The sequence below is a fragment of the Streptomyces sp. NPDC017890 genome (assembly GCF_044328675.1).
Classification (GTDB): domain Bacteria; phylum Actinomycetota; class Actinomycetes; order Streptomycetales; family Streptomycetaceae; genus Streptomyces.
Map to the genome: position 1 here is coordinate 12,880 of NZ_JBIRHU010000040.1, position 22,554 is coordinate 35,433.

The 22,554-nt window shown below is 73.4% G+C and carries 17 protein-coding genes; 4 read left to right on the top strand and 13 right to left on the bottom strand.

Going from position 1 to position 22,554, the window contains the following annotated elements; genetic code table 11:
- Positions 1-425 precede the first annotated feature (425 nt).
- Positions 426-3,866, top strand: coding sequence for an SCO5717 family growth-regulating ATPase (locus ACH4F2_RS33680; RefSeq protein ID WP_398136538.1), 3,441 nt, complete (start codon positions 426-428; stop codon positions 3,864-3,866).
- Between the two features lie 101 nt (positions 3,867-3,967).
- Here the strand turns inward: ACH4F2_RS33680 and ACH4F2_RS33685 are convergent, their stop codons facing one another.
- The 9 genes from ACH4F2_RS33685 to rimP all read right to left on the bottom strand — a co-directional run bounded on the left by ACH4F2_RS33685 (position 3,968) and on the right by rimP (position 16,242).
- Positions 3,968-4,915 carry a bifunctional riboflavin kinase/FAD synthetase gene (locus tag ACH4F2_RS33685; RefSeq protein ID WP_398136539.1) on the bottom strand — a complete coding sequence of 316 codons (948 nt, stop codon included), beginning with the start codon at positions 4,913-4,915 and terminating at the stop codon, positions 3,968-3,970.
- Between the two features lie 136 nt (positions 4,916-5,051).
- Positions 5,052-8,744 (bottom strand): serine protease, encoded by a 3,693-nt coding sequence (locus ACH4F2_RS33690; protein WP_398136540.1) that lies wholly within the window; start codon positions 8,742-8,744, stop codon positions 5,052-5,054.
- Positions 8,745-9,116: 372 nt separating this feature from the next.
- Entirely contained in the window at positions 9,117-10,022 is a 906-nt protein-coding gene (truB, locus tag ACH4F2_RS33695; protein WP_398136541.1) for a tRNA pseudouridine(55) synthase TruB, read from the bottom strand.
- Positions 10,019-10,489, bottom strand: a complete 471-nt coding sequence (rbfA, locus tag ACH4F2_RS33700) for a 30S ribosome-binding factor RbfA (protein WP_398136542.1) — start codon at positions 10,487-10,489, stop codon at positions 10,019-10,021. Before rbfA ends, truB begins: the two co-directional genes overlap by 4 nt.
- Positions 10,490-10,549: 60 nt before the next feature.
- Positions 10,550-10,843 (bottom strand): DUF503 domain-containing protein, encoded by a 294-nt coding sequence (locus ACH4F2_RS33705; RefSeq protein WP_215164473.1) that lies wholly within the window; start codon positions 10,841-10,843, stop codon positions 10,550-10,552.
- A gap of 153 nt (positions 10,844-10,996) precedes the next feature.
- Complete coding sequence (infB, locus tag ACH4F2_RS33710; RefSeq protein ID WP_398136543.1) at positions 10,997-14,119, bottom strand: translation initiation factor IF-2; 3,123 nt, start codon at positions 14,117-14,119, stop codon at positions 10,997-10,999.
- 174 nt (positions 14,120-14,293) lie between these two features.
- Positions 14,294-14,575 carry a YlxR family RNase P modulator gene (locus ACH4F2_RS33715; protein WP_345595077.1) on the bottom strand — a complete coding sequence of 94 codons (282 nt, stop codon included), beginning with the start codon at positions 14,573-14,575 and terminating at the stop codon, positions 14,294-14,296.
- Positions 14,576-14,710: 135 nt separating this feature from the next.
- Complete coding sequence (gene nusA / locus ACH4F2_RS33720) at positions 14,711-15,712, bottom strand: transcription termination factor NusA (RefSeq protein WP_398136544.1); 1,002 nt, start codon at positions 15,710-15,712, stop codon at positions 14,711-14,713.
- 2 nt (positions 15,713-15,714) lie between these two features.
- Positions 15,715-16,242, bottom strand: a complete 528-nt coding sequence (rimP, locus tag ACH4F2_RS33725) for a ribosome maturation factor RimP (RefSeq protein ID WP_398136545.1) — start codon at positions 16,240-16,242, stop codon at positions 15,715-15,717.
- Positions 16,243-16,559: 317 nt separating this feature from the next.
- Here rimP and ACH4F2_RS33730 point away from each other — a divergent pair, with 317 nt between their 5' ends.
- From ACH4F2_RS33730 to ACH4F2_RS33740, 3 genes are read left to right on the top strand one after another with little or no spacing between them, the layout of a single operon-like run.
- Positions 16,560-17,036: a hypothetical protein gene (locus ACH4F2_RS33730; RefSeq protein ID WP_398136546.1), complete on the top strand. Its 477-nt coding sequence runs from the start codon at positions 16,560-16,562 to the stop codon at positions 17,034-17,036.
- The gene (locus ACH4F2_RS33735) at positions 17,033-17,563 is read left to right on the top strand and encodes a ferritin-like domain-containing protein (protein ID WP_398136547.1); all 531 of its coding nucleotides are present in this window, start codon (positions 17,033-17,035) and stop codon (positions 17,561-17,563) included. Before ACH4F2_RS33730 ends, ACH4F2_RS33735 begins: the two co-directional genes overlap by 4 nt.
- A 39-nt stretch (positions 17,564-17,602) precedes the next feature.
- Positions 17,603-18,511, top strand: a complete 909-nt coding sequence (locus ACH4F2_RS33740) for an aminoglycoside phosphotransferase family protein (protein WP_398136548.1) — start codon at positions 17,603-17,605, stop codon at positions 18,509-18,511.
- A 142-nt stretch (positions 18,512-18,653) separates the two neighbouring features.
- On the opposite strand, the gene ACH4F2_RS33745 is transcribed toward ACH4F2_RS33740, so the two are convergent.
- The 4 genes from ACH4F2_RS33745 to ACH4F2_RS33760 all read right to left on the bottom strand — a co-directional run.
- Positions 18,654-20,357, bottom strand: coding sequence for a proline--tRNA ligase (locus ACH4F2_RS33745; RefSeq protein WP_398136549.1), 1,704 nt, complete (start codon positions 20,355-20,357; stop codon positions 18,654-18,656).
- A gap of 129 nt (positions 20,358-20,486) precedes the next feature.
- A complete protein-coding gene (locus ACH4F2_RS33750) occupies positions 20,487-21,017 on the bottom strand; it encodes a GNAT family N-acetyltransferase (protein WP_398136550.1) in 531 nt (176 codons plus the stop codon).
- Positions 21,018-21,129: 112 nt separating this feature from the next.
- Complete coding sequence (locus ACH4F2_RS33755) at positions 21,130-21,978, bottom strand: GNAT family N-acetyltransferase (protein WP_398136551.1); 849 nt, start codon at positions 21,976-21,978, stop codon at positions 21,130-21,132.
- A gap of 137 nt (positions 21,979-22,115) precedes the next feature.
- Positions 22,116-22,554 (bottom strand): flavodoxin-dependent (E)-4-hydroxy-3-methylbut-2-enyl-diphosphate synthase (locus tag ACH4F2_RS33760; protein WP_398136552.1); only part of this gene is annotated, 439 nt, incomplete at its 5' end.

The following is a 22,554-nucleotide window of genomic DNA, read 5'->3' on the forward strand; positions in this document are numbered from 1 at the left end:
GACGAGCGCACCTAACTATGCCGGGCGTCTGATCATCCGTAGGCATGAACTCGGTCCGGCATCGTCGGGACCGCTGTGCGGTGGGACGGTGGAAGCGACCCACTGCGACCGCGTTTCGCCGAGGTTCTGTCCGACTTGTTCATGGATGTCACGTGGCGCATGTACGGATACGGAAACGGGGTACGGCACTTCGGGGCAGGCTGTGACGCAATGGGCGGATGCTGGGGTGCGGACGGGGCTGCCAGGGCGGGGCGTGTGGTGATTAGGCTGGGTCCCGGCGCGACGCCAGAACCCGTGGACCGGGCGTCGGCGTCGTACGGGGAGGGCCGACGATCGGACGACCTCGTTTCACTTCGGACACGTCGGATGACAAAAACGGTCGCCCCAGCACGGCATGAGGGTGCTCGACCACACCAGGAGGAACTGTGAGCAGCGATCGGGACGGGATCCGCGGGGGCTGGGCTACACCCGGCGATGACCAACCCGACGCGGAGTCCGCAGCGGAGACGACGGGCGAGTTCACCATCGACTACGCGCCGCCCGCCTGGTACACGCAGAACGCGTCGAGCGATTCGGGGCAGGGGCAGGGGCAGGCTCACGGGCGGGCGGCCGGCTCGGTGGGGGGTCCGGGTGCCGGTTCCACTGCTGCCGCCGCTTCTTCCGCCTCGTCCACTCCTTCCGCTCCGCCCGCTCCTCATGGGCCGGTTCCGCCGCTGCCGGGGCTGACCCCGCCGCCGCACGCGGCCGGGTCCAGCGGTCCTTCCGCCATCCCGGCCCCGGGGGTGCCCTTCACGCCGCCGGCGCCCGTCCCGGGCACCGCGTTCACGCCGCCTCCGCCGCCTGGTCCGGGGGCGCCCTTCACACCGCCCGCGCCGCCGAACGGGGGGCCGGCCGGGGTGCCCCGTCTGCCGGTCGGGAGTGGGTTCGAGCCGCAGCAGACACAGGGACGGCCTGAGTCCGAGCCCGAGCCGGAACCGCACGTGCGGTCCGAGCCGGAGGCCGCCGCCCCGGCTCCCGCCGCGAATCCGGTCTCTCCCACGGCCGTACCGGCGTTTCCGGCCGGTGGGTTCCAGCTCCAGGCCCCCGCTCCCCCGCCCGCCGTCGAACCGGAGCCCGACAACGGCGACCTGGAGAGCGGCGCCACCATGCGGTTCTCGGCGGTCGCTCTGAAGCGAGAGATCGCCGAGCGTGCCGAGGCGGACGACGCCGGGCAGGACGCACGGCCGGAGCCCGAGGCCGACGAAGCCGAGGTCGAGGCCGAGATCGACGGAGACCTGCCCGAGGTCATGAGCGAGGACAACGCGGCGAGCGCTGCCGACGAGGGCGGTGCGGACACGCCGGACGAGACCTTCGCCGGGGCAGACGACGCCGTGGAGCCCGAGCACGCCGACGGCCGCGGACTCGCGGACACCGGCGAGCAGGACAGCGCGTCGGACGAGGACGTTGCGGACGACGGGCCCGGCTCGGCGGACGACGGCGTCGGCCCCGACGTGTCCGACGACGTGTCCGACGGCCTTTCCGACGCTGTGGACAACGGCGTGGACGAGTCCGGCCTTGCCGGTTCCGCCCGGAACGCCGGGCCCGCACCGGCCGCGCCCGAGCCCGAGGACGCGGAGCCCGTGGACGCCGTGCCGGAGGACGCCGTGCCGGAGGACGCCGCTCCCGCGGACAGCGTGCCGGAGGACGCCGTTCCGGCCGACGTACCGCCCGTGGCGCAGGCCGGAGTTCCGCCGCTGCCTCCGTCGTACCCTCCCGTCGCGCCGGCGCCGGCGTATCAGTGGCCCGTGCAGCCGCAGCCGGCCCCCGCCGCTCCGGAGCAGTCGGGCGCACCGGCCCAACAGCCTCCTTTCCAGCCGCAGGCTCCGCAGCCGGCGCCCGCCGCGTGGAATGCGCCGGCCGCCGCACCGATGCCACCGAACCAGGCGCCCGCGCAGCCCGTTCCGCAGGCCGGCTATGGCTTCCCCCAGCCGGGTGCCGCGCCTTCGGCGGCACCGCAGCCGGACGGCGCTCCCGCCCCGGTGGCCGGCGCCGCCGCCGGTTACGGGTTCCCGCAGCCTGGTGCGCCGGCTCCCCAGCCGCCGGCGCAGCCCGGTGGTTACGGCTTCCCGCAGGCGCCGGCGCCGCACGGGCAGTCGCCGGAGCAGCAGCCCCAGCCGCTGCCACAGCCCGGCGTTCCGCAGCCGGTGCACCAGGCGCAGCCCCGGGGCGATGCGCAGATCCCGCCGGCCGCTCAGCAGGGCTTCGCCCCGCAGGCTCCGCAGGCCCAGCCGATGGCCGCGCAGGGTCAGGCCCCACAGGACCCGCAGGCTCTGCAGGCTCCGCAGGTTCCCCACGCCCAGCAGCCGCATCAGGCACCTCATGCGCCTCAGTCGATGCAGCCCGGCCAGCCCGGCCAGCCGGACCAGTCCCAGCAATATCAGCAGCATCATGCGCCCGCGCCGCAGCAGCCCGCCGACCCCCGTCTCGGCGCCGCCTGGCCACAGCCCATGCAGCACGACCAGCGTCAGCCCACCAATCCGGGTGCCGCACCGCTCGGTTACACCGCGGCCGTGGAGCTGTCGTCCGACCGGCTGCTCAACAACAAGAAGCAGAAGGCGAAGAGCAGCCGCCCCGCGGCCGGTGGTTCGCGGTTCAAGCTGGGCGGCAAGAAGGAGGAGGCCGAGCGGCAGCGGAAGCTGGAGCTGATCCGCACCCCGGTGCTGTCCTGCTACCGCATCGCCGTCATCAGCCTCAAGGGCGGCGTCGGCAAGACGACCACCACCACCGCCCTCGGCTCCACGCTCGCCACCGAGCGGCAGGACAAGATCCTCGCGATCGACGCCAACCCGGACGCCGGTACGCTCGGCCGCCGGGTGCGCCGGGAGACCGGGGCCACCATCCGCGACCTCGTCCAGGCGATCCCGCACCTCAACTCGTACATGGACATCCGGCGGTTCACCTCCCAGGCCCCGTCCGGGCTGGAGATCATCGCCAACGACGTCGACCCGGCCGTGTCCACGACCTTCAACGACGAGGACTACCGGCGCGCGATCGACGTGCTCGGCAAGCAGTACCCGATCATCCTCACCGACTCGGGTACCGGCCTGCTCTACAGCGCCATGCGCGGCGTGCTCGACCTCGCCGATCAGCTGATCATCATCTCGACGCCGTCCGTGGACGGTGCGAGCAGCGCCAGTACGACGCTGGACTGGCTGTCCGCCCACGGGTACGCCGACCTCGTCTCGCGCTCCATCACCGTCATCTCGGGGGTCCGCGAGACCGGCAAGATGATCAAGGTCGACGACATCGTCGGCCACTTCCAGACGCGGTGCCGGGGCGTCGTCGTGGTGCCGTTCGACGAACACCTGGCCGCCGGCGCGGAGGTCGACCTCGACATGATGCGGCCGAAGGTACGGGAGGCGTACTTCAACCTCTCGGCGATGGTCGCCGAGGACTTCGTCCGTCACCAGCAGTCGCACGGCCTGTGGACGTCCAACGGCAACCCGCCGCCGGTGGCCGCGCCGCCACTGCCGGGCCAGAACTACCCGGGCCAGCCCATGCCCGGACAGCCCATGCCCGGACAGCCCATGCCCGGACAGCCCATGCCCGGACAGCAGCCGGCACCTGGTCAGCAGCCCATGCCCGGACAACAGCCCATGCCGGGACAGCCCGTGCCCGGACAACAGCCCATGCCCGGTGGTCCCGGACAGCCCGGCCAGTACGCCGGGCCCGGACAACCTCAGCCCGGTCAGCCCCTGCCGGGACAGCACCACCCGCAACAACCCGCCGGGCAGCCCTACCCGCAGCAGCCGGGGCAGCCGTACCCGCAGCCCGGCTACGGATATCCGCAACCGGGGCAGGCGCCTGCGACGCCACCGCAGCAGTAACCCCCGACGCCGAAGGGCGGCCGATGCTCACCAGCACCGGCCGCCCTTCGGCGTCGTAGTGACGCAGCGACGTAGCGTCGCAGGCGGGGAAGGCTAAGGCGTCAGGACGCCGTCGCGACCAGCTCCCGGCATCGGTCGACGTCCTCGGCCATCTGCTCGAGGAGGGCGTCCAGCGTCTCGAACCTCGCCTGTCCGCGTACGAAGGCCAGGAAGTCAACGGCGACGTGCATGCCGTACAGGTCGAGGCCGACACGGTCGATGGCGTACGCCTCCACCGTGCGCTCGGTGCCCTCGAACTGCGGGTTGGTGCCGACGGAGATCGCGGCCGGCATCGCCTCGCCCTGGGCGTGCAGCCAGCCGGCGTAGACGCCGTCGGCCGGGATCGCGGTGTGCGGGAGGGTCTCGACGTTGGCCGTGGGGAAGCCCATCTCACGGCCCCGCTGGGCGCCCCGGACGACGACGCCCTCGACGCGGTGCGGCCGGCCCAGGATCTCCGCGGCGCCCGCGACGTCGCCCTCGGCGACCAGGCGGCGGGTCAGGGTCGAGGAGAACGGTTCGCCGCCGCCCGCGTCACCGGTCACGTACAGGTCCACGACCTCGACCTCGAAGTCGTAGACCTTGCCCTGTTCGACGAGGAACTCGACGTTCCCGGCGGCCTTGTGGCCGAAGCGGAAGTTGGGGCCCTCCACGACCGCCTTGGCGCGCAGTCGGTCGACGAGGACCTTGACCACGAAGTCGGCCGCGGACAGCTTGGAGAATTCCTTGGTGAAGGGGAGGATCAGCACCGCGTCCACGCCCAGGTCGGCCATCAGTTCGGCGCGGCGGTGGTGCGGGGCGAGCAGCGGCGGATGGCTGCCGGGGCGCACGACCTCGCTGGGGTGCGGGTCGAAGGTGACGACGACGGCGGGGACGCCCAGGTCGCGGGCGCGGTCCACTGCGTGCTTGATGATCAGCTGGTGCCCGCGGTGGACGCCGTCGTAGGAGCCGATGGTGACGACGCTGCGTCCCCAGTCCTCGGGGATGTCCTCCAAGCCACGCCAGCGCTGCACTGTGTCTGCTCCTTGGTGGTTTCCGTGGTTCCGTGGGTGCCTCTTACGCAGGTCTAAGGGTGCCATGCCCTCCGGCTCCCGCCCGCATCGGCATCGGTGCTGTGACCGGGTGCACGCCGCGCGGACCGGGTCGCCCTCACGCGGGGACCCGGGCGCCCGCCAGGTTCTCGATCGTGCGACGGGCGCTGGGGCCCACCAGCGCGGCCCAGTCCTGGGGAGCGTCGGTCAGCCAGCCGGCGACACGGGTGGCGAAACCCGGGAGGTGGCGGGCCAGGTCGACCAGGCCACTGTCGAAGCGGGTGGCGCCGTCCGGGGTGCGGACCAGGAGGAGGCCGGTGCGGTGGACGATGTCGCGCAGGCCGGCGCCGCCGCGTTGGGCGGCGGCGTGCAGGAGGGCGTCCAGTACGGCGGGGTCGTGCTCGTGGGCCAGGAGGTGGTCGCGCAGCTCGCGGCGGAGCGAGACGCGGCCGGGTGCGGCGTCGGGTGCGCCGTCGGGTGCGGCGTCAGGGGCGCCGTCGGGGGCGCCGTCGGCGGCGAGAACACCGGCGAGCGCGGCCCGCACCGGCTCGGGACCGTCGTCCAGCAGGCCGGTGACCAGGGGGTGAAGTACGGCGCGGGCCGCCGGGTCCCGGTCGAGGCGCCGATCGACGTACGCGGCCACGTGCCCGGCGGTCTCGGGGCGCTCCGCCACGGCCTCCCCGACGAGTACGGCGACCCGGCGGGCCAGCGCGGGCGTGGTGGCGTCGGCGAGCCGGCGCAGCGCCTCCCCGGCATCCGGACCGCGGAGCCGGGCCCGGAAGGCGTCGAGGACGGGCTCCGGATGGGTCGGCAGCGCGGCGGCCACCGCACTCGGCGGGAGGTAGGGGTCGCCCGCCGCGAAGTGGCCGAGCGCCCGCCGGAGGTGGCGGTCACGGCTGCCGGGATCCTGGACGAGCAGCGCGAGCGCTCCGCCGCGCAGGCGGCCGTCGGCGGGGCCGGCGAGCAGGACCAGGGCGGCGTGGCGGAGCAGGGTGCGGTCGGCGGCGGTGCGGCCGTACGGGGCGGTGCGCAGGCCGTGGGTCACCGCCGCCGCCTGTCGTGCCGGTCGCTCGTCGCGCGCCCACCGCTCGACGGCACGGCAGAGGGCGGACGGCTCCTCCTCGGCCAGGACGGCGAGCAGTTCGTCGGCCCGCCGGTGCGTGCTGTCGACGAGTACCTCGGTGAGGCCGTCCAGGCCGCGGTGGCGGTGCGTGTGCAGGAGCGCCTGCGCGGCAGTCGCCACGGTCGCGTGCGGGGTGGCGGGCAACGGGCGTTCGTCGTCGAACCAGCGGACGAGGAGTGGCTGTACGGCCGCCGGGTCGGTGGCGAGCAGTGCGGCGACGGTGTCGAGGTGGCGGGGGCCGGGCTCGTGCGGGGGACCGTCGGCGAGGACGAGGCGGCGCAGCAGGTCCAGGCGTGTGGCCTCCGGCAGTCGCAGCGCCGTCCAGAAGCCGGGCCCGAACTCGCCCGGCGCGGCACGTCCTTCACCCCGCCGCTCGGCGATGCCGTCGGCGAGCAGTCGCAGCACGTCCGTGTACGGCGTCGCGTCGGGCACGCGCGTCAGCACCTCGGCGAGCAGCCGGGCGGCCCACCAGGAGTGGGGGTCGGCGTCGAGGGCGTTCACCAGTTCTTCGAGGGTCAGCGCGAGTTGGGGGACGCCGTGCTGGCGGGCCAGGAGCAGCACGGCCTCGGTGACGGGCCCGATGCGGTGGTGCGGCACGGAGAGGGTGTGCGTGTCCTGCGGGGTGCCGCGGCGGTGGACGAGGGAGCGCAGGGCGTCGTCCAGGTCGAGGTGGGTGCCCTGGATCCAGTCGGCGACTTCCTCGTGGGCGAAGCGGTAGCCGTTGCCGGCGGGTACGAGGAGGCCTTCGGCGAGTACGGCGGTCGCCCATCCGGCGTGGCCGCCGAGCCGGGCGGGGGCCGGTCCCCACGGGAACACCATCTCGAACGATTCCCGGTCGAGGCCGCCCTGCCCGGGGCCGAGACTGCGCCGGGCCGCCTCGTGCACCTGCCCGGAGACCTTGGCGGCGAGTCGGCGTACGGCGGTGCCGCGCAGGCCGTTCTCCTCGGCCAGCCGGGTCGCGACGCGCAGGCACATCAGGTCCAGGTATGCCGTGAACACCGCGTGCCGGTCCACGCGGACGGGGGGTGGTGAGCCGGGGAGGGCCCGGCGGATCTCAGAGAGCAGGCGGAGGGTGAGAGGGTGCCGGGCGTCCGGGTCGGCGAGGGCGCCTTCCGGTACGCGGTAGCGTGTGCGCGCCTCTTTGGCCTCGTCGTCCCGCAGGTCGCCGAGACGGACGCAGGGCGGAAGTCCCGCGTCCGGGGCTTGGCCCTCCGGCTCGGCGGAGTCCCGCCGATGCCCAGCGACCTCCGACCGATGACCAGCGACTTCCGACCTGAGTGCGGCGGCTTCCGACCGGAGTACGGCAGCATCCGTCCCGGTCGACGGCTGCGCGGCGGTCGGCCCCGTCGCCGCCCCGTACAACAGCTCCCGCGGGAATTCCGCCCCCGCCCGCTCCCAGAACTCTGCCCGGCATGCCACGACGAGCCGTGTCCCCGTCTCCCGCAGCCACGCCGCCGTGCCCTCGGTCCACTCGGTGAGGCGGTGGGCCAGGACGGGCGGCATCTCCTCGGGGCCGTCGAGAAGGAGCAGGAGAGGCCGCCCGGCGGCACGGGCCAGGTGGGCGAGGCGCTCCGGGGTGATGTCGCCGAGGCCGGTGGGTCGGGAGCGGTCCCAGGCGGCCACGATGCGGGCGGCCCGGGCCAGTGTCCTGCGGGCCGCGTCCGCCAGCGACAGGTCGTCGTCGCGCAGATCCGCACCGCGCAGCCACAGCGTGGGCGCCGGTTCCGTGCCGCCGGAGCGGCGGGCGGCGAGGGCCGCCAACTCGGTCGTACGACCGCTGCCGGGCGCGCCGACCAGTCCGAGCACACCGGCGCTGCCGGCGGCGAAGGCGGCGAACTCCCGCGTCACGCCCACCCGCTCGACCGGCACCACGGCACCCGGACCAGCGCCCGGGCCGGCGCCGGCACCGTCATGGGGACAGTGTCGGGGCCGGCCCCGACACCGCCACCAGCCACGACCCCGTCGTCGAGAGCCGCGCCCCCGCACGCACCCGCGCCCCCACCGCCCGCCGCCCCCGCCGGACCGTCCTGCCCCACCGAGGTCGCCGCGAGTGCGAGTACGCCCGCCAGATTGAGGTCGGCGCCGTACGCCGGGACCGTCGCCGCGTTCTCGGCGAGGAGCCCGGCGAGGGGGCCGGGGGCGGGTAGCAGGGGCACGGCGAAGCCGACGTCGCTGTGTCCGGAGGCCAGGGCGGTGCCGAGAACGCCGAGCACGGCGCCGGTCGCCATGTCGAGCACCGGTCCGCCGGCCGCGCCGCCGCCGAGGCGCAGCGCGTCCCGCCCCGCCGTGCCGAGCGCGAGTTCCAGCGCGTCGCCGACGACGTGGAAGCGGTCCGTGGCCGCGTAGTGGACGTCGGTGGTGCCCAGGACGCGGGCCTCGCGCCAGCCGCCGGCGGCGATCCGGACGTAGGTCCCGGCCTCGACCCTGTCCCGCACGGTGACGGGCAGCGGGGCGACGCCGAGGCCCTCGGTGCGTACGAGGGCCAGGCCGAGGCCGGGCAGCGGGGTCACGTCGGCGGCGGCCACGACGCGGCGGCGGTCGCCGGGGGCGCTCAGCACCAGCCGGGACAGGCCGTCGACCGCTTCGTGGCTGGTGATCACCGTGCCGTGGTGGTCGGCTACGAACCCGGTGCCGCGGGGGCGGCCGGCCAGGTCGTGGACGAGGATCAGCGCGTCGTCGGGCGCGCACCGCGTCGGGTCGGCGTCCCGGACGGCCGGGGGCCCACCGCGCGGGTCCCGGGAGTCGTCCCGGGTCCGCTGTCCTGCCCTGCCGCCCGCCGCCTCCCGGGACCGGTTCCGCGACGCCATCGTCGAACCTCCCCGCCGTACACCCGCGCTGTGGGTTCGACGGTAGGCACGTGATGATCAGCGGGACAGATCCCCTGGCGAACGCGCCCCCTTCCACTCCCCCGGTTCGCTCCGAGCGCCTGCCCGGACGGGTGAACAGGAGGGCAGGGTCGGATACACCCTGGAGGTGGGGGAACCGAGGGGGGACCGTGGAGCGGCGACAGTGAAGTCCCCGTGATCGCCGCTCCACGGGCGAAGGTGACGGAGCGTCGGCTCAGCCGAAGACGGCCAGGCTCTTCGCCTTGCCCTTGTGCTCCTCCACGAGTGCGAGGAAGCGGCCCTCCGGGTCGAAGACTGCGACGGCGCCGACGCCCGCGTACGTGTCGGGCATCTCCAGCCGTACACCGTTGATGAGCAGCCGGGCCCGCTTGGAGTCCACGTCCCAGCGCGGGAAGGCGGCGGTGGCCGCGTCGGCGACCGGCATGACGGTCAGCTCCTGCTGGAGCTGGTCCAGTGTCTTCGCCGCGTCCAGCTTGTACGGGCCGACGCGGGTGCGGCGCAGCGCGGTGAGATGGCCGCCGACGCCGAGGCCGGCGCCCAGGTCACGGGCCAGGGCCCGGATGTAGGTGCCGGAGGAGCAGACCACCGAGACCACCAGGTCCAGCACCGGGGTGCCGTCCTCGGCGACGGCGTCCCGTACGTCGTAGACCTCGAAGGAGGAGACGGTGACGGGGCGGGCGGGGATCTCGAAGTCCTCGCCCTCGCGCGCCCGCTTGTAGGAGCGCACGCCGTTGATCTTGATGGCGCTGACCTTGGACGGCACCTGCATGATGTCGCCGGTCAGGGTGGCGACGGTCGCGTCGATGGCGTCCCGGGTGACCTTCGAGGCGTCCACCGACCCCGTGATCTCGCCCTCGGCGTCGTCGGTCGGCGTCGTCTGCCCGAGCCTGATCGTGCCCAGGTACTCCTTCTCGGTGAGGGCGAGGTGCCCGAGGAGCTTGGTCGCCCGTTCCACACCGAGGACCAGGACGCCCGTCGCCATCGGGTCGAGCGTGCCGGCGTGCCCGACGCGCCGGGTACGGGCGATGCCCCGCATCTTGGCGACGACGTCGTGCGAGGTGAAGCCCGACGGCTTGTCGACGATGACAAGGCCGTCGGGCGTGGGGTGCTTGTCGGTCATTTAGCGGTGTCGTCCGTCTCGTCGGCCTCGACGGCCTCGTCGTCGTCGCCCGGCTTGCGGTACGGGTCCGCCTCACCGGCGTACGCGGCGCCCGCGGACGCCTCGCGCACCTTCTCGTCGGACTGCCGTGCCTTGTCGAGGAGGTCCTCGATGTTCCGGGCGGTGTCCGGAAGGGCGTCCATGACGAAGGTCAGGGTCGGCGTGAACTTCACGCCCGCCGCCTTGCCGACCTCGGAGCGCAGGATGCCCTTGGCGCTCTCCAGGCCGGCGCCCGCGGCCGCGCGCTCCTCGTCGTCCCCGTACACCGTGTAGAAGACGGTCGCCTCCCGCAGGTCACCCGTGACCCGGGTGTCCGTGATGGTGACGTGCGAGCCGAGCCGCGGGTCCTTGATCCCGCGCTGCAGCTTCTGGGCCACCACCTCTCGGATGAGGTCCGCCAGCCTTTTCGCCCGCGCGTTGTCGGCCACTGGTCCGTCTCCCGTTCTTTCTGCTTCTGCGCTTCTTCTGCGCTTCTCGTGCGTTTCTGGTCAGTCGTCGTCGCCGTGGAAGCGCCGCCTGACGGACAGCAGCTCCACTTCGGGGCGGCCGGCCACCAGCCGCTCGCACCGGTCGAGTACGTCGGAGAGGTGCCCCGCGTCGCCGGACACCATGGCCAGGCCGACGACGGCCCGCCGGTGGAGATCCATGTGATCCACCTCGGCCGCGCTCACCGCGTACTTCCGCTGGAGCTCGGCGACGATCGGGCGGACGACGGAGCGCTTCTCCTTCAGCGAATGTACGTCGCCGAGGAGGAGGTCGAAGGACAGCGTCCCCACATACATGTGTAACCGGTTCACCCGCCGGTCCGGGATCGATGGCCCCGCCATCCATGTGGCGGGGACATCAGAACCGTACAACGAACGGCCGGGGCCGATCGACGGATATTGCTCTCCGCCGACCGGCCCCGGACCGGACCGCCTCGGAAGTCGGGGTGCTTACACCCGCGGCTTCTCGCGCATCTCGTACGTCGCGATGACGTCGTCGACCTTGATGTCGTTGAAGTTTCCGAGGTTGATACCGCCCTCGAAGCCTTCGCGGATCTCGGTGACGTCGTCCTTGAAGCGACGCAGACCCTCGATGTTGAGGTTCTCCGCGATGACCTTGCCATCGCGCAGGAGGCGCGCCTTGGTGTTGCGCTTGACCTCGCCGGAGCGGATGAGGACACCCGCGATGTTGCCCAGCTTGGACGAGCGGAAGACCTCGCGGATCTCCGCCGTACCGAGCTCGACCTCTTCGTACTCCGGCTTGAGCATGCCCTTGAGGGCCGCCTCGATCTCCTCGATCGCCTGGTAGATGACCGAGTAGTACCGGACGTCCACACCCTCGCGTTCGGCCATCTGCGCGGCACGCCCGGCGGCGCGCACGTTGAAGCCGATCACGATGGCGTCGGAGCCCATCGCCAGGTCGATGTCGGACTCCGTGACCGCACCGACACCGCGGTGCAGGACGCGGATGTCGACCTCTTCGCCGACGTCCAGCTGGAGCAGGGAGGATTCCAGGGCCTCGACCGATCCGGACGCGTCGCCCTTGATGATCAGGTTCAGCTGCTGGACCTCGCCGGCCTTCAGCACCTTGTCCAGGTCCTCCAGCGACACGCGGCGCGTGCGCTTGGCGAACGCGGCGTTCCGCTCGCGGGCGGCGCGCTTCTCCGCGATCTGGCGGGCCGTACGGTCCTCCTCGACCACGATGAAGTTGTCACCGGCACCCGGGACGTTGGTCAGGCCCAGGACCTGGACCGGCGTCGACGGACCCGCCTCGGCGACGTTGTTGCCGTTGTCGTCGAGCATGGCGCGGACGCGGCCGTAGGCGTCGCCCACCACCATCGTGTCGCCGACCCGCAGGGTGCCTCGCTGCACGAGGACCGTCGCCACGGCACCGCGGCCGCGGTCGAGACGGGACTCGATCGAGATGCCCTGCGCGTCCTGGTTCGGGTTGGCCCGCAGGTCGAGCGAGGCGTCCGCGGTGAGGACCACGGCCTCCAGCAGGGAGTCGATGTTCAGACCCTGCTTGGCGGAGATGTCGACGAACATCGTGTCGCCGCCGTACTCCTCGGCCACCAGACCGTACTCGGTCAGCTGACCGCGCACCTTGGTCGGGTCGGCACCCTCGACGTCGATCTTGTTGACCGCGACGACGATCGGGACCTCGGCCGCCTTGGCGTGGTTGAGCGCCTCGACCGTCTGCGGCATGACGCCGTCGTTGGCCGCGACGACCAGGATCGCGATGTCGGTCGACCGCGCACCACGGGCACGCATGGCGGTGAACGCCTCGTGACCCGGGGTGTCGATGAAGGTGATCTTGCGATCCTCTTCGTTGACCTCGGTCGCGACCTGGTAGGCACCGATGTGCTGGGTGATGCCGCCGGCCTCGCCCGCGATGACGTTCGTCTTGCGGATGGCGTCGAGCAGTCGGGTCTTACCGTGGTCGACGTGACCCATGACGGTCACGACCGGCGGACGGACGACCAGGTCCTCCTCGGAGCCCTCGTCCTCGCCGAACTCCAGGTCGAAGGACTCGAGCAGCTCGCGGTCCTCCTCCTCCGGGCTGACGATCTGAACCGTGTAGTTCATCTCGCCGGCGAGGAGCTGGAGCGTCTCGTCGGAGACGGACTGGGTCGCGGTGACCATCTCGCCGAGGTTCATCATGACCGCGACGAGCGACGCCGGGTTGGCGTTGATCTTCTCCGCGAAGTCGGTGAGTGAAGCACCGCGCGACAGGCGAATGGCTTCGCCGTTGCCGCGAGGCAGCATCACACCGCCGACCGACGGGGCCTGCATGGCCTCGTACTCCTGGCGCCTCTGCCGCTTCGACTTGCGACCGCGACGCGCGGGACCGCCGGGACGACCGAAGGCGCCCTGCGTGCCACCACGGCCACCCGGGCCACCGGGACGACCGCCGAAGCCGGGACGGCCACCGCCGCCACCGAAGCCGCCGCCGCCACCGGGACGACCGGCGAAGCCGCCGCCGCCACCGGGACGACCGCCGCCGCCACCGCCACCGGGACGACCGGCGAAGCCGCCGCCGCCACCGGGACGACCGCCGCCGCCGCCGGGACGACCGGCACCGGCCGGACCGCGACCCCCACCGGGGCCACCGCCGGGACGCGGGCCGGCAGCGGGACGCTGCGGCATCATGCCGGGGTTCGGACGCGGGCCGCCACCGGGACGGGGACCGCCCTGGCCGCCGCCCTGCGGACGCGGCATCGAGCCCGGGGTCGGGCGGTTGCCGCCCGGAGCCTGGGGACGGGGACCGCCACCCTGGCCACCGGGAGCCTGCGGGCGGGGGCCGGCGCCGGGAGCACCGGGACCGCCCGGACGCTGACCGCCCTGCGGACGGGGCGCCTGCGGGCGCGCCATGCCGGCGTTGCCGCCGGAGGTGAAGGGGTTGTTACCCGGACGCGGGCCGCCGGGACGGCCGCCGGGACGCTGCGCCGGGGCGCCGGGACGCTGACCACCGGGGCGGCCCTGGCCGCCCTGCTGGCCTCGGTCCTGACCCCGGTCCTGCCCCGGACCGGACGGACGGCCGCCGGGCTTGGGGGCACCGGGACGCGCGCTGGGCTTCGGTCCGGCCGGAGCCGGGGCCGAGGCGGCCGGAGCGGCCGGCGGAGCGGTGAACTCCGGGGCGGCCGGGGCCGGACGCGGCGCGGGCTTCGGGCCCGGCGTCGGACGCTGACCCTGGGGCTGGCCCTGGGACGGCGCCGGCGCGGGAGCCGACGGAGCCTCGGGCTGCTGGGCAGCCGCGGGCTTGGGTGCGGCCGGCGGCCGCGGGGCAGCCGGACGTTCCCCCCCTGCCTTGACGGCGTGGGAGGGGCCCCCAGCCTGCGCCGGGGACGGCGCGGCGGGCCTGGGGGCGGCCTTCTTCGGGGCCGCGGGACGCCCGGCGGACCGGCCGTTGCCACTGCCCTGCTGGAAGGCGTCTGTCAGCTTGCGTACTACGGGCGCCTCGATCGTCGAAGACGCCGAACGGACGAATTCACCGAGTTCCTGGAGCTTGGCCATGACGACCTTGCTCTCGACACCGAACTCCTTGGCGAGTTCGTAGACCCGGACCTTAGCCACTTCGCTCCTCTGAGGTCCGGGTTGCGTCCGGACCGTCGCTAGTTCATGGGCGTACTCATCGCGTACTCATCGAGTGCTCATCGCAATCTCGACCTGCTTTCACTTCGCGAGGTACCAGGCCGCGCGGGGTTCCGCGCGGCTCGTCTTCCTTGGCACGTTGCCTGCATGCTGCTGTCAGCAACCCTGTGCCTGCTCGACGTAGCGGCGCAACGCCTTTACGTCGAGCGGTCCCGGGACGCGGAGCGCCCGCGGGAACGCCTTGCGGCGCACTGCCTGGTCGACACAGACCGGTGCGGGGTGCACGTAGGCACCCCGGCCGGGCAGCGTACCGCGTGGATCAGGGGTGCAATGACCCTCGACCGCCACAGTGCGCAGCAGCTCGCTTTTGACCGCTCGCTCCCGGCACCCCACGCAGGTGCGCTCAGGGCATGCTCGGGTACGTGTCCGGCCAGACACTCTTAAGTCTACCTCCCCGGAACGACCTCACCCCTTTGGGGCAAGAATCGAACACATACCGCATGCAAAGCTGTCGTGTTCTCAGCGACGTGCGGCTTGGATCTATTCCCCGTGCCCCGTCGACAGCCGGTCGGACTACCGCTGCGACGACTGCTCGGACGGCTGTTCGGTGTCCGGCCGGATGTCGATCCGCCAGCCGGTCAGCCGGGCGGCGAGGCGGGCGTTCTGGCCCTCCTTGCCGATCGCCAGCGACAGCTGGTAGTCGGGCACGATCACGCGAGCGGAGCGGGCCGCCAGGTCCACGACCTCCACCTTGGAGACGCGGGCCGGGGAGAGCGCGTTCGCCACCATCTCGGCCGGGTCGTCCGACCAGTCGACGATGTCGATCTTCTCGCCGTTCAGCTCGCCCATGACATTGCGCACCCGGCCGCCCATGGGGCCGATGCAGGCGCCCTTGGCGTTCAGGCCCGAGCGGGTGGAGCGTACGGCGATCTTGGTGCGGTGGCCGGCCTCGCGGGCGATGGCGGAGATCTCGACGGACCCGTCGGCGATCTCGGGCACCTCCAGGGCGAAGAGTTTCTTCACCAGATTGGGATGCGTGCGCGACAGCGTCACGGACGGACCGCGTACGCCCTTCGCCACCCGGACGACGTACGAACGCAGCCGCGTGCCGTGCGGGTAGGCCTCGCCGGGCACCTGCTCCTGCACAGGCAGGATGGCCTCCAGCTTGCCGATGTCGACGAGCACGTTCTTCGGGTCGCGGCCCTGCTGGACCACGCCGGTGACGATGTCGCCCTCACGGCCTGCGTACTCGCCGAGCGTCGCGTCGTCCTCGGCGTCGCGCAGCCGCTGCAGGATGACCTGCTTGGCGGTGGTGGCGGCGATACGGCCGAAGTCGGACGGGGTGTCGTCGAACTCGCGGGCCGCCTGGCCCTCCTCGAGGTCGTCGGGGTCCTCTTTCGCCCACACGGTCACATGCCCGGTTTCCCGGTTGAGCTCCACGCGCGCGTGCCGGCGGCTTCCCTCGGTGCGGTGGTAGGCGATGAGGAGGGCCGACTCGATCGCTCCGACCAGCAGGTCGAAGGAGATCTCCTTCTCCCGTACCAAGCCCCGCAGGGCGCTCATGTCGATGTCCACGGCTACGCCTCCTCGTCTTCCGTTGTGTCGTTGTCGTTGTTGCTGTTCTTGGTGTCCTTGCGGCTGAACTCGACCTGGACGCGCGCCTTGTCGATGTCGCCGAAGGCGAGTCTGCGGGTGGTGGCCTTACGGCCCTTCACTCCGGGCACCTCGAGGTCGAGTCCGTCGTCGTCCACACCGAGGATGCGGGCGACCAGTTCGCCGCCCTCGTGGAGCTGGAACCGCGCGAGGCGGTCCGTGGCGCGCACGTAGTGGCGGTGCTCGGTGAGGGAGCGCTCCGCGCCCGGGGTGCCGACCTCGAGGGTGTACTCCCCCTCGCCCATCGCGTCGGTCTCGTCGAGCTTCGCCGAGAGCGCGCGGCTCACATCGGCGATCCGGTCCAGGTCCGCACCGGTGTCGGAGTCGACGACGACACGCAGCACACGCTTGCGGCCGACCGAGTCCACCGCGATCTCTTCGAGGTCCAGTCCCTGGGAGGCGACGAGCGGTTCAAGCAGCTCTCGCAGCCTCTCGCTCTGGGTGGTGCTCATCCGGGTGACTCCTCGGCCGCGTGTGCTGTTGTGGGACGGTGCGCGTGTCTGGTCAAAGGGTATCCGGTCCCAGGGGGTGTTGCCGTCCACCCGGGCTCGGCGGCGCCGATGAGTGGTGCCCGCCGGGCGGGGCCCGGGTACCGTGATCACGGGCAGGCCGCACCGCGGGTTCCCGTCGCGTCGCCCGTCGCTTTGCCGTCGCTTCCCGTACGAGCCTGTCGAGGACGTCTGCCGTGTCGTTTGCCTCATCGTCGCGCCTGCCCTCGGGGCCGCGATCGCCGCGTCCGCCCTGGGGGCCGCGCAGGAGAAGCCTGCTCGTGTCGGCCGCCGGGGCCGCCCTGCTCGTCGGCTGTTCCGGCGGGTCGGATTCCGGCGGCACGCAGGGCGGTACGCCGGCCGCCGACCGGGCACGCGCGCGTGCGGCCCGGGACAGCGAGGGGCTCGCCGGGCGGTACGAAGCGGTGATGGCCGCCCATCCGGGGCTGGCGGAGCGGCTGCGGCCCTTGCACGCGGAGGTCGTGCGGCACGCGGAGGCGTTCGGTGCCGTGAGCACGGCCTCGCCGGAGGTGTCGCCCTCGGCGTCCGCGCGCGCCGCCGGCCCGGGGAACGCTTCCGGCGCCGTACCCACGGTTGAGAAGGACGCCCTGGCCCTGCTCGCCGCCGCCGAGCGGGAACTGGCCGACCGGCGGGCCGAGGCGCTGCTGGAGGTGCCGGGCGAACTGGCGCGGCTGCTGGCCTCGGTGGCCGCGGCCGGCGCGGCGCACGTGTATCTGCTGACGGAGGGTCACGGGTGAGCGAGACGAAGAACCGGGCGCTGGACGCGCTCCAGGCGGCGCTGGCGGCGGAGCACGCGGCCGTGTACGGCTACGGGGTCGTCGGCGGGCGGATCGACGAGGAGCGGCACACCGAGGCGCGGACGGCGTACGACGCGCACCGGGCTCGACGGGACACGCTGGCGCGCGAGGTGCGCGCTCTCGGCGGCGAGCCGGTCGCCGCGGCGGCCGGGTACGCGCTGCCGTTCACGGTGCCGGACTCGGCGGCGGCCCTGCGGCTGGCGGCCGAGCTGGAGGACCGGGTGGCCGGGGTCTACTCCGACCTGGTGCGGGCGGCCGAGGGCGACCGGCGGGCCACGGCGGCCGGGGCCCTGCGCGAGGCGGCGGTCCGGGCGGTGCGCTGGCGGGGCGGCAGCGTAGCCTTCCCTGGGCTCGCCGAGAGGGCCGGCGACCCGTCGACGCCGGGTGCGGCACCGGACGCGGCTTCGGACCCCGCTTCGGACGCGACGTCGGACCCGGCTTCCGCTCCGGCGGCACCGACCGCGTAACACGTACGGCTGCCCGTACGGGAAGGGAACGGCTCGCGCATGGCTTTCGAACCGCCGCGGCGTCTGGTCAGGGCGCTCGGCGAGACGGCACCGGACGGTGACGACTGGCTGGAGAAGCTGCCCGAGGCGGCGGAGCGGGCCGTGGCTCTGCGCGGGCTGACCGTGGAGCGGGTGCAGGTGCCCGGCGGGCGCAGCAGCCTGGTGGTCCTGGTGCGGGCGGCCGACGGGACGCCCGCGGTGCTGAAGCTGGCCCCGCGCCGGGCGCGCCCGGAGAGCGAGCGGGCCGCACTCGCCCACTGGGGCGGGCTGGGCGCCGTACAGCTTCGCGAAGCGGAGAGCACGGAGAGCACGGAGGGCGTACTGCTGCTGGAGCGGCTGCATCCGGACGTGTCGGTGCGGTCGCTGCCGGAGGGGAAGGCGTTGCTGGAGGCCGCGGGCACGCTGCGGCGGCTGTGGGTGGACCCGCCCGCGGGGCACCCCTTCGAGACCGTGGCCGAGCGGACCGGGCGGCAGGCCGAGGCCATGCGGGCGGGCGCGGTGGCCGACCCGGCGGTGGCGCCGCTGGTCGACGCGGCGCTCGCGGCCCGCGAGGAACTGCTGGCCGCGCCGCCCGAGCCGCGGCTTCTGCACGGCACGTTCCGGCAGAGCAAGGTGCTCGCCGGGGAGCGGATGCCGTGGCTGGCCGTGGGCCCCGACCCGGTGGTCGGTGAGAGCGCCTTCGACCTCGCGCGGCTAGTGCGGGACCGGGTGGAGGACGTCATCGCCCAGCCGTCCGGCGCCTCGACGACCCGGCGCCGCGTCAAGCGGCTCGCGGAGTCGCTGGAGGTGGACCAGGAACGGCTGCGCGGCTGGACGCTGTTCCGCGCCGTCGAGTCGGGCGTACGGGCCCGTCGGGTGGGCCGGGAGCAGGACGCGGAACTGCTGCTGGAGTTCGCGGGCTGGCTGTAGGACGGCGGGGGCATGCGCCGCGAGGCGGCGCGCTGTCGCGACCCTCGTCACCGTACGTGTGGCAGGGATCGCCTGCCGGCCGGTGGCCGTGCTCCCCGCAGGGAGCGCCCGTCGGTCGCGGGCGCCCCTTGCGGGACCGGGGTCAGGCCGTGAGGCGGGTGATGGCTTCCTCGACCGTCATCTCCTCGCGCTCGCCGGTGCGGCGGTCCTTCAGCTCGACCACGCCTTCGGCGGAGCGGCGCCCGGCGACCAGGATCTGGGGTACGCCGATGAGCTCGGCGTCCGTGAACTTGACGCCCGGGGAGACTCCGGCGCGGTCGTCCACGAGGACCCGTACGCCGGCGGCGGCCAGCTTGTCGGAGACCTCCAGGGCCAGCTCGGTCTGCAGGGCCTTGCCCGCGGCGACGACGTGGACGTCGGCCGGGGCGACCTCCTTGGACCAGACGAGACCCTTGTCGTCGGCGTGCTGCTCGGCGAGGGCGGCCACCGCGCGGGAGACGCCGATGCCGTAGGAGCCCATCGTCACGCGGGCCGGCTTGCCGTTCTGGCCGAGGACGTCGAGCTTGAGGGCGTCGGCGTACTTGCGGCCCAGCTGGAAGATGTGGCCGATCTCGATGGCGCGGTCCAGCTTGAGGCCGGTACCGCACTTCGGGCAGGGGTCACCCTCGCGGACCACGACGACGTCGACGTACGCGTCGACCTCGAAGTCACGGCCCGCCACGACGTTCTTGGCGTGCGTGTGCTCCTTGTTGGCGCCCGTGATCCAGGCGGTGCCCGGGGCCACGCGCGGGTCGGCGATGTACGTGACCTTCTCGCCCAGGCCCTGCGGGCCGACGTAGCCGCGGACCAGGTCGGGGCGGCCCACGAAGTCCTCGGCGGTGACCAGCTCGACGGCGGCCGGGGCGAAGTGCGCCTCGACCTTGTCCAGGTCGACCTCGCGGTCGCCGGGGACGCCCACGGCGACGATCTCGCCGTCGACCTTGACGAGCAGGTTCTTCAGCGTGGCGGAGGCCTCCACGCCGAGGGAGGCGGCGAGGGTCTCGATGGTGGGGGTGTCCGGGGTGGGGATGTCCTCGGCGGCGGGCACGCCGGCCGCGTCCACGGGCTGCAGCGCGTAGCTGATCGCCTCGGTGTTGGCGGCGAAGTCGCAGTTGGGGCAGTCCGCGAAGGTGTCCTCGCCGGCACCGGCCGGGGCGAGGAACTCCTCGGACTTGGAGCCGCCCATCGCGCCGGCGGTCGCGGCGCAGATGCGGTAGTCGAGGCCGAGGCGCTCGAAGATCCGCTGGTAGGCGGCGCGGTGCAGGGCGTAGGACTCGGCGAGGCCTTCGTCGGCGACGTCGAAGGAGTAGGAGTCCTTCATCAGGAACTCGCGGCCGCGCAGGATGCCGGCCCGGGGGCGGGCCTCGTCGCGGTACTTGTTCTGGATCTGGTAGAGGATGACCGGCAGGTCCTTGTAGGAGGACGCCTGGTCCTTCACCAGCAGGGTGAAGATCTCCTCGTGGGTGGGACCGAGGAGGTAGTCGCCGCCCTTGCGGTCCTGGAGGCGGAACAGCTCGGGGCCGTACTCGTCCCAGCGGCCGGTGGCCTCGTACGGCTCGCGCGGCAGCAGGGCGGGGAGCTGGACCTCCTGGGCGCCGATGGCGTCCATCTCCTCGCGGACGATGCGCTCGACGTTGCCGAGGACCTTCTTGCCGAGCGGCAGCCAGCTCCACAGGCCGGCGGCGGTGCGGCGCACGTAACCGGCGCGGACGAGCAGCTTGTGGCTGAGGACCTCGGCGTCCGCCGGGTCGTCGCGCAGCGTCTTCGCCATCAACTTCGACATGCGCTGGACCGGTGCGTTGGCCATGGTTCTCGTGTCTCCTGCTGCTGGGGGTCCCCCCGCTCGGGCGGAGCCGGGAGTGGGGGAGGTGTTGGCAGGAGGTTAGCCGGGGGGTCCGGCCCGGCGGAAATCGGTTATGTACCGGCCGGGGTGGCGTCAGGCCCGGCGCAGCGGGAGCGGGGCGCCCATCACGGCGTACGGCTTGGGGGCGCTGGGGAAGAGGACCCGGCGGGCGAGGTCCTGGTAGCCGAGGGAACGGTAGAGGCCGCGGGCGGGGCTGTCGGTGTCGATCGCGGAGAGGATCGAACGGGGCTCGGCGGCGCTGTCGGTGATCGTGGTGATCAGGGAGCGGCCCGTGCCGCGGTTCTGGTGGGCCGGGTGGACGTGGAGCTCGGTGATGACGAAGGAGTCGTCGAGCCAGGCGTCGTTGCCCCGGGCGCGGAGGTAGGGCTCGACGACGGTGGACCACCAGTGGGCGCGGTCGTTGGGCATGCCGTAGACGAAGCCGACGAGGTCGCCTCCGGCGGTGGCGCCGAGGGCCCTGGCTCCGGGGTGGGTCATGTGGCGCAGGACGATCTGGCGGCGGACGGCCACCTCGTCGGGGCCGAGTCCGAACGCGGCGGCTTGGACCGCGAGGGCCTCGTCCACGTGCGCGGCGAGGTCCAGTGGGCCGATCACGACGTCCATGGCCGGGAGCCTACAGGGGGTCTTCGGTCGTACGCCGGGTGCGGCCGGGCTGCGGCCGGTCTCGCCCGCGTGGCAGAGCCGTGTGCCGGCACGGCCCGCTCCCCGGGGCGTGTCAGAACAGGACGCTCATGAAGGCGCCGACCTCCTGGAAGCCCACCCGCTGGTACGTCCGCCGTGCCGCCGTGTTGAAGTCGTTCACGTACAGGCTGGCCATCGGGGCGACGTCCGTCAGGGCGTAGCGCAGGACGGCCGCCATGCCCGGTGCCGCCAGGCCCCTGCCCCGGTACTCGGGGGCCACCCATACGCCCTGGATCTGGCAGGCGCGGTCGGTGGCGGCGCCGATCTCGGCCTTGAAGACGACCCTGCCGTCGGTGTCGAAGCGGGCGAAGGAGCGGCCGGAGCCGACGAGTTCCGCGACCCGGGCCTGGTAGAGCAGGCCGCCGTCGCCGGCCATCGGGGAGATGCCGACCTCCTCCGTGAACATCGCCACGCAGGCCGGCATGATCCGCTCCATCTCGTCCTTGCGGACGCGGCGGACGTAGGGGTCGGGGGCGATGTCGGCGGGCACGCGGCCGGTGACCATGAGGGGCTGGCGGGCGCGGACCTCGCGGGCCGGGCCCCAGCCCGGTTCGAGCAGTCGCCACAGCTGGGCGGTCGTGTCGGCGGGGCCGACGATCGAGGAGCAGCGGCGGCCGGCCCGCCGGGCGCGGTCGGCGAAGGCGCGGACGGCGCGCGGGGTGGCGCAGATCGGGACGAGGTTGGCGCCGGCGTAGCAGAGGGAGGTCAGCATGCCGTGCTCGTACCAGCCCCACATCTCGCCGCCGAGCCGCCACGGGTCGAGGCCGGCGATCTGCACCCGGGCGGTCACGAAGGCGTTCGCGACCGGCTCGCGGTCGAGGACGGCGAGCGCGGCGTCCAGGTCGCTCGGTTCGAGCACGCGGGAGGTGGTCTGCGTCAACACGTGCGGGGGCCTCACCCTGAGATCTACTGGTTCCCGCACTGTACCTGTCGTGCATATGCCGCGCCGCCCCCCGGGGCGACGCGGCCGGGGAGGGCGGTTCGGCCCGCTGGTTCGGCCCGCTGGTTCGGCCCGCTGGTTCAGCCCGCGACGGAGACCGAGGGTTCGCCGGAGGTCACGCCGTCGGCCTCCATCTGCTCGGCGATCTTCATGGCCTCCTCGATGAGGGTCTCCACGATCTTCGACTCGGGGACGGTCTTGATGACCTCGCCCTTCACGAAGATCTGGCCCTTGCCGTTGCCGGAGGCGACGCCGAGGTCGGCCTCGCGGGCCTCGCCGGGGCCGTTGACGACGCAGCCCATGACGGCGACGCGCAGCGGGACGTCCATGCCCTCCAGGCCGGCGGTGACCTCCTCGGCCAGCTTGTAGACGTCGACCTGGGCGCGGCCGCAGGACGGGCAGGAGACGATCTCCAGGCCGCGCTGGCGCAGGTTCAGCGACTCCAGGATCTGGATGCCGACCTTGATCTCCTCGACCGGCGGGGCCGACAGGGAGACGCGGATGGTGTCGCCGATGCCC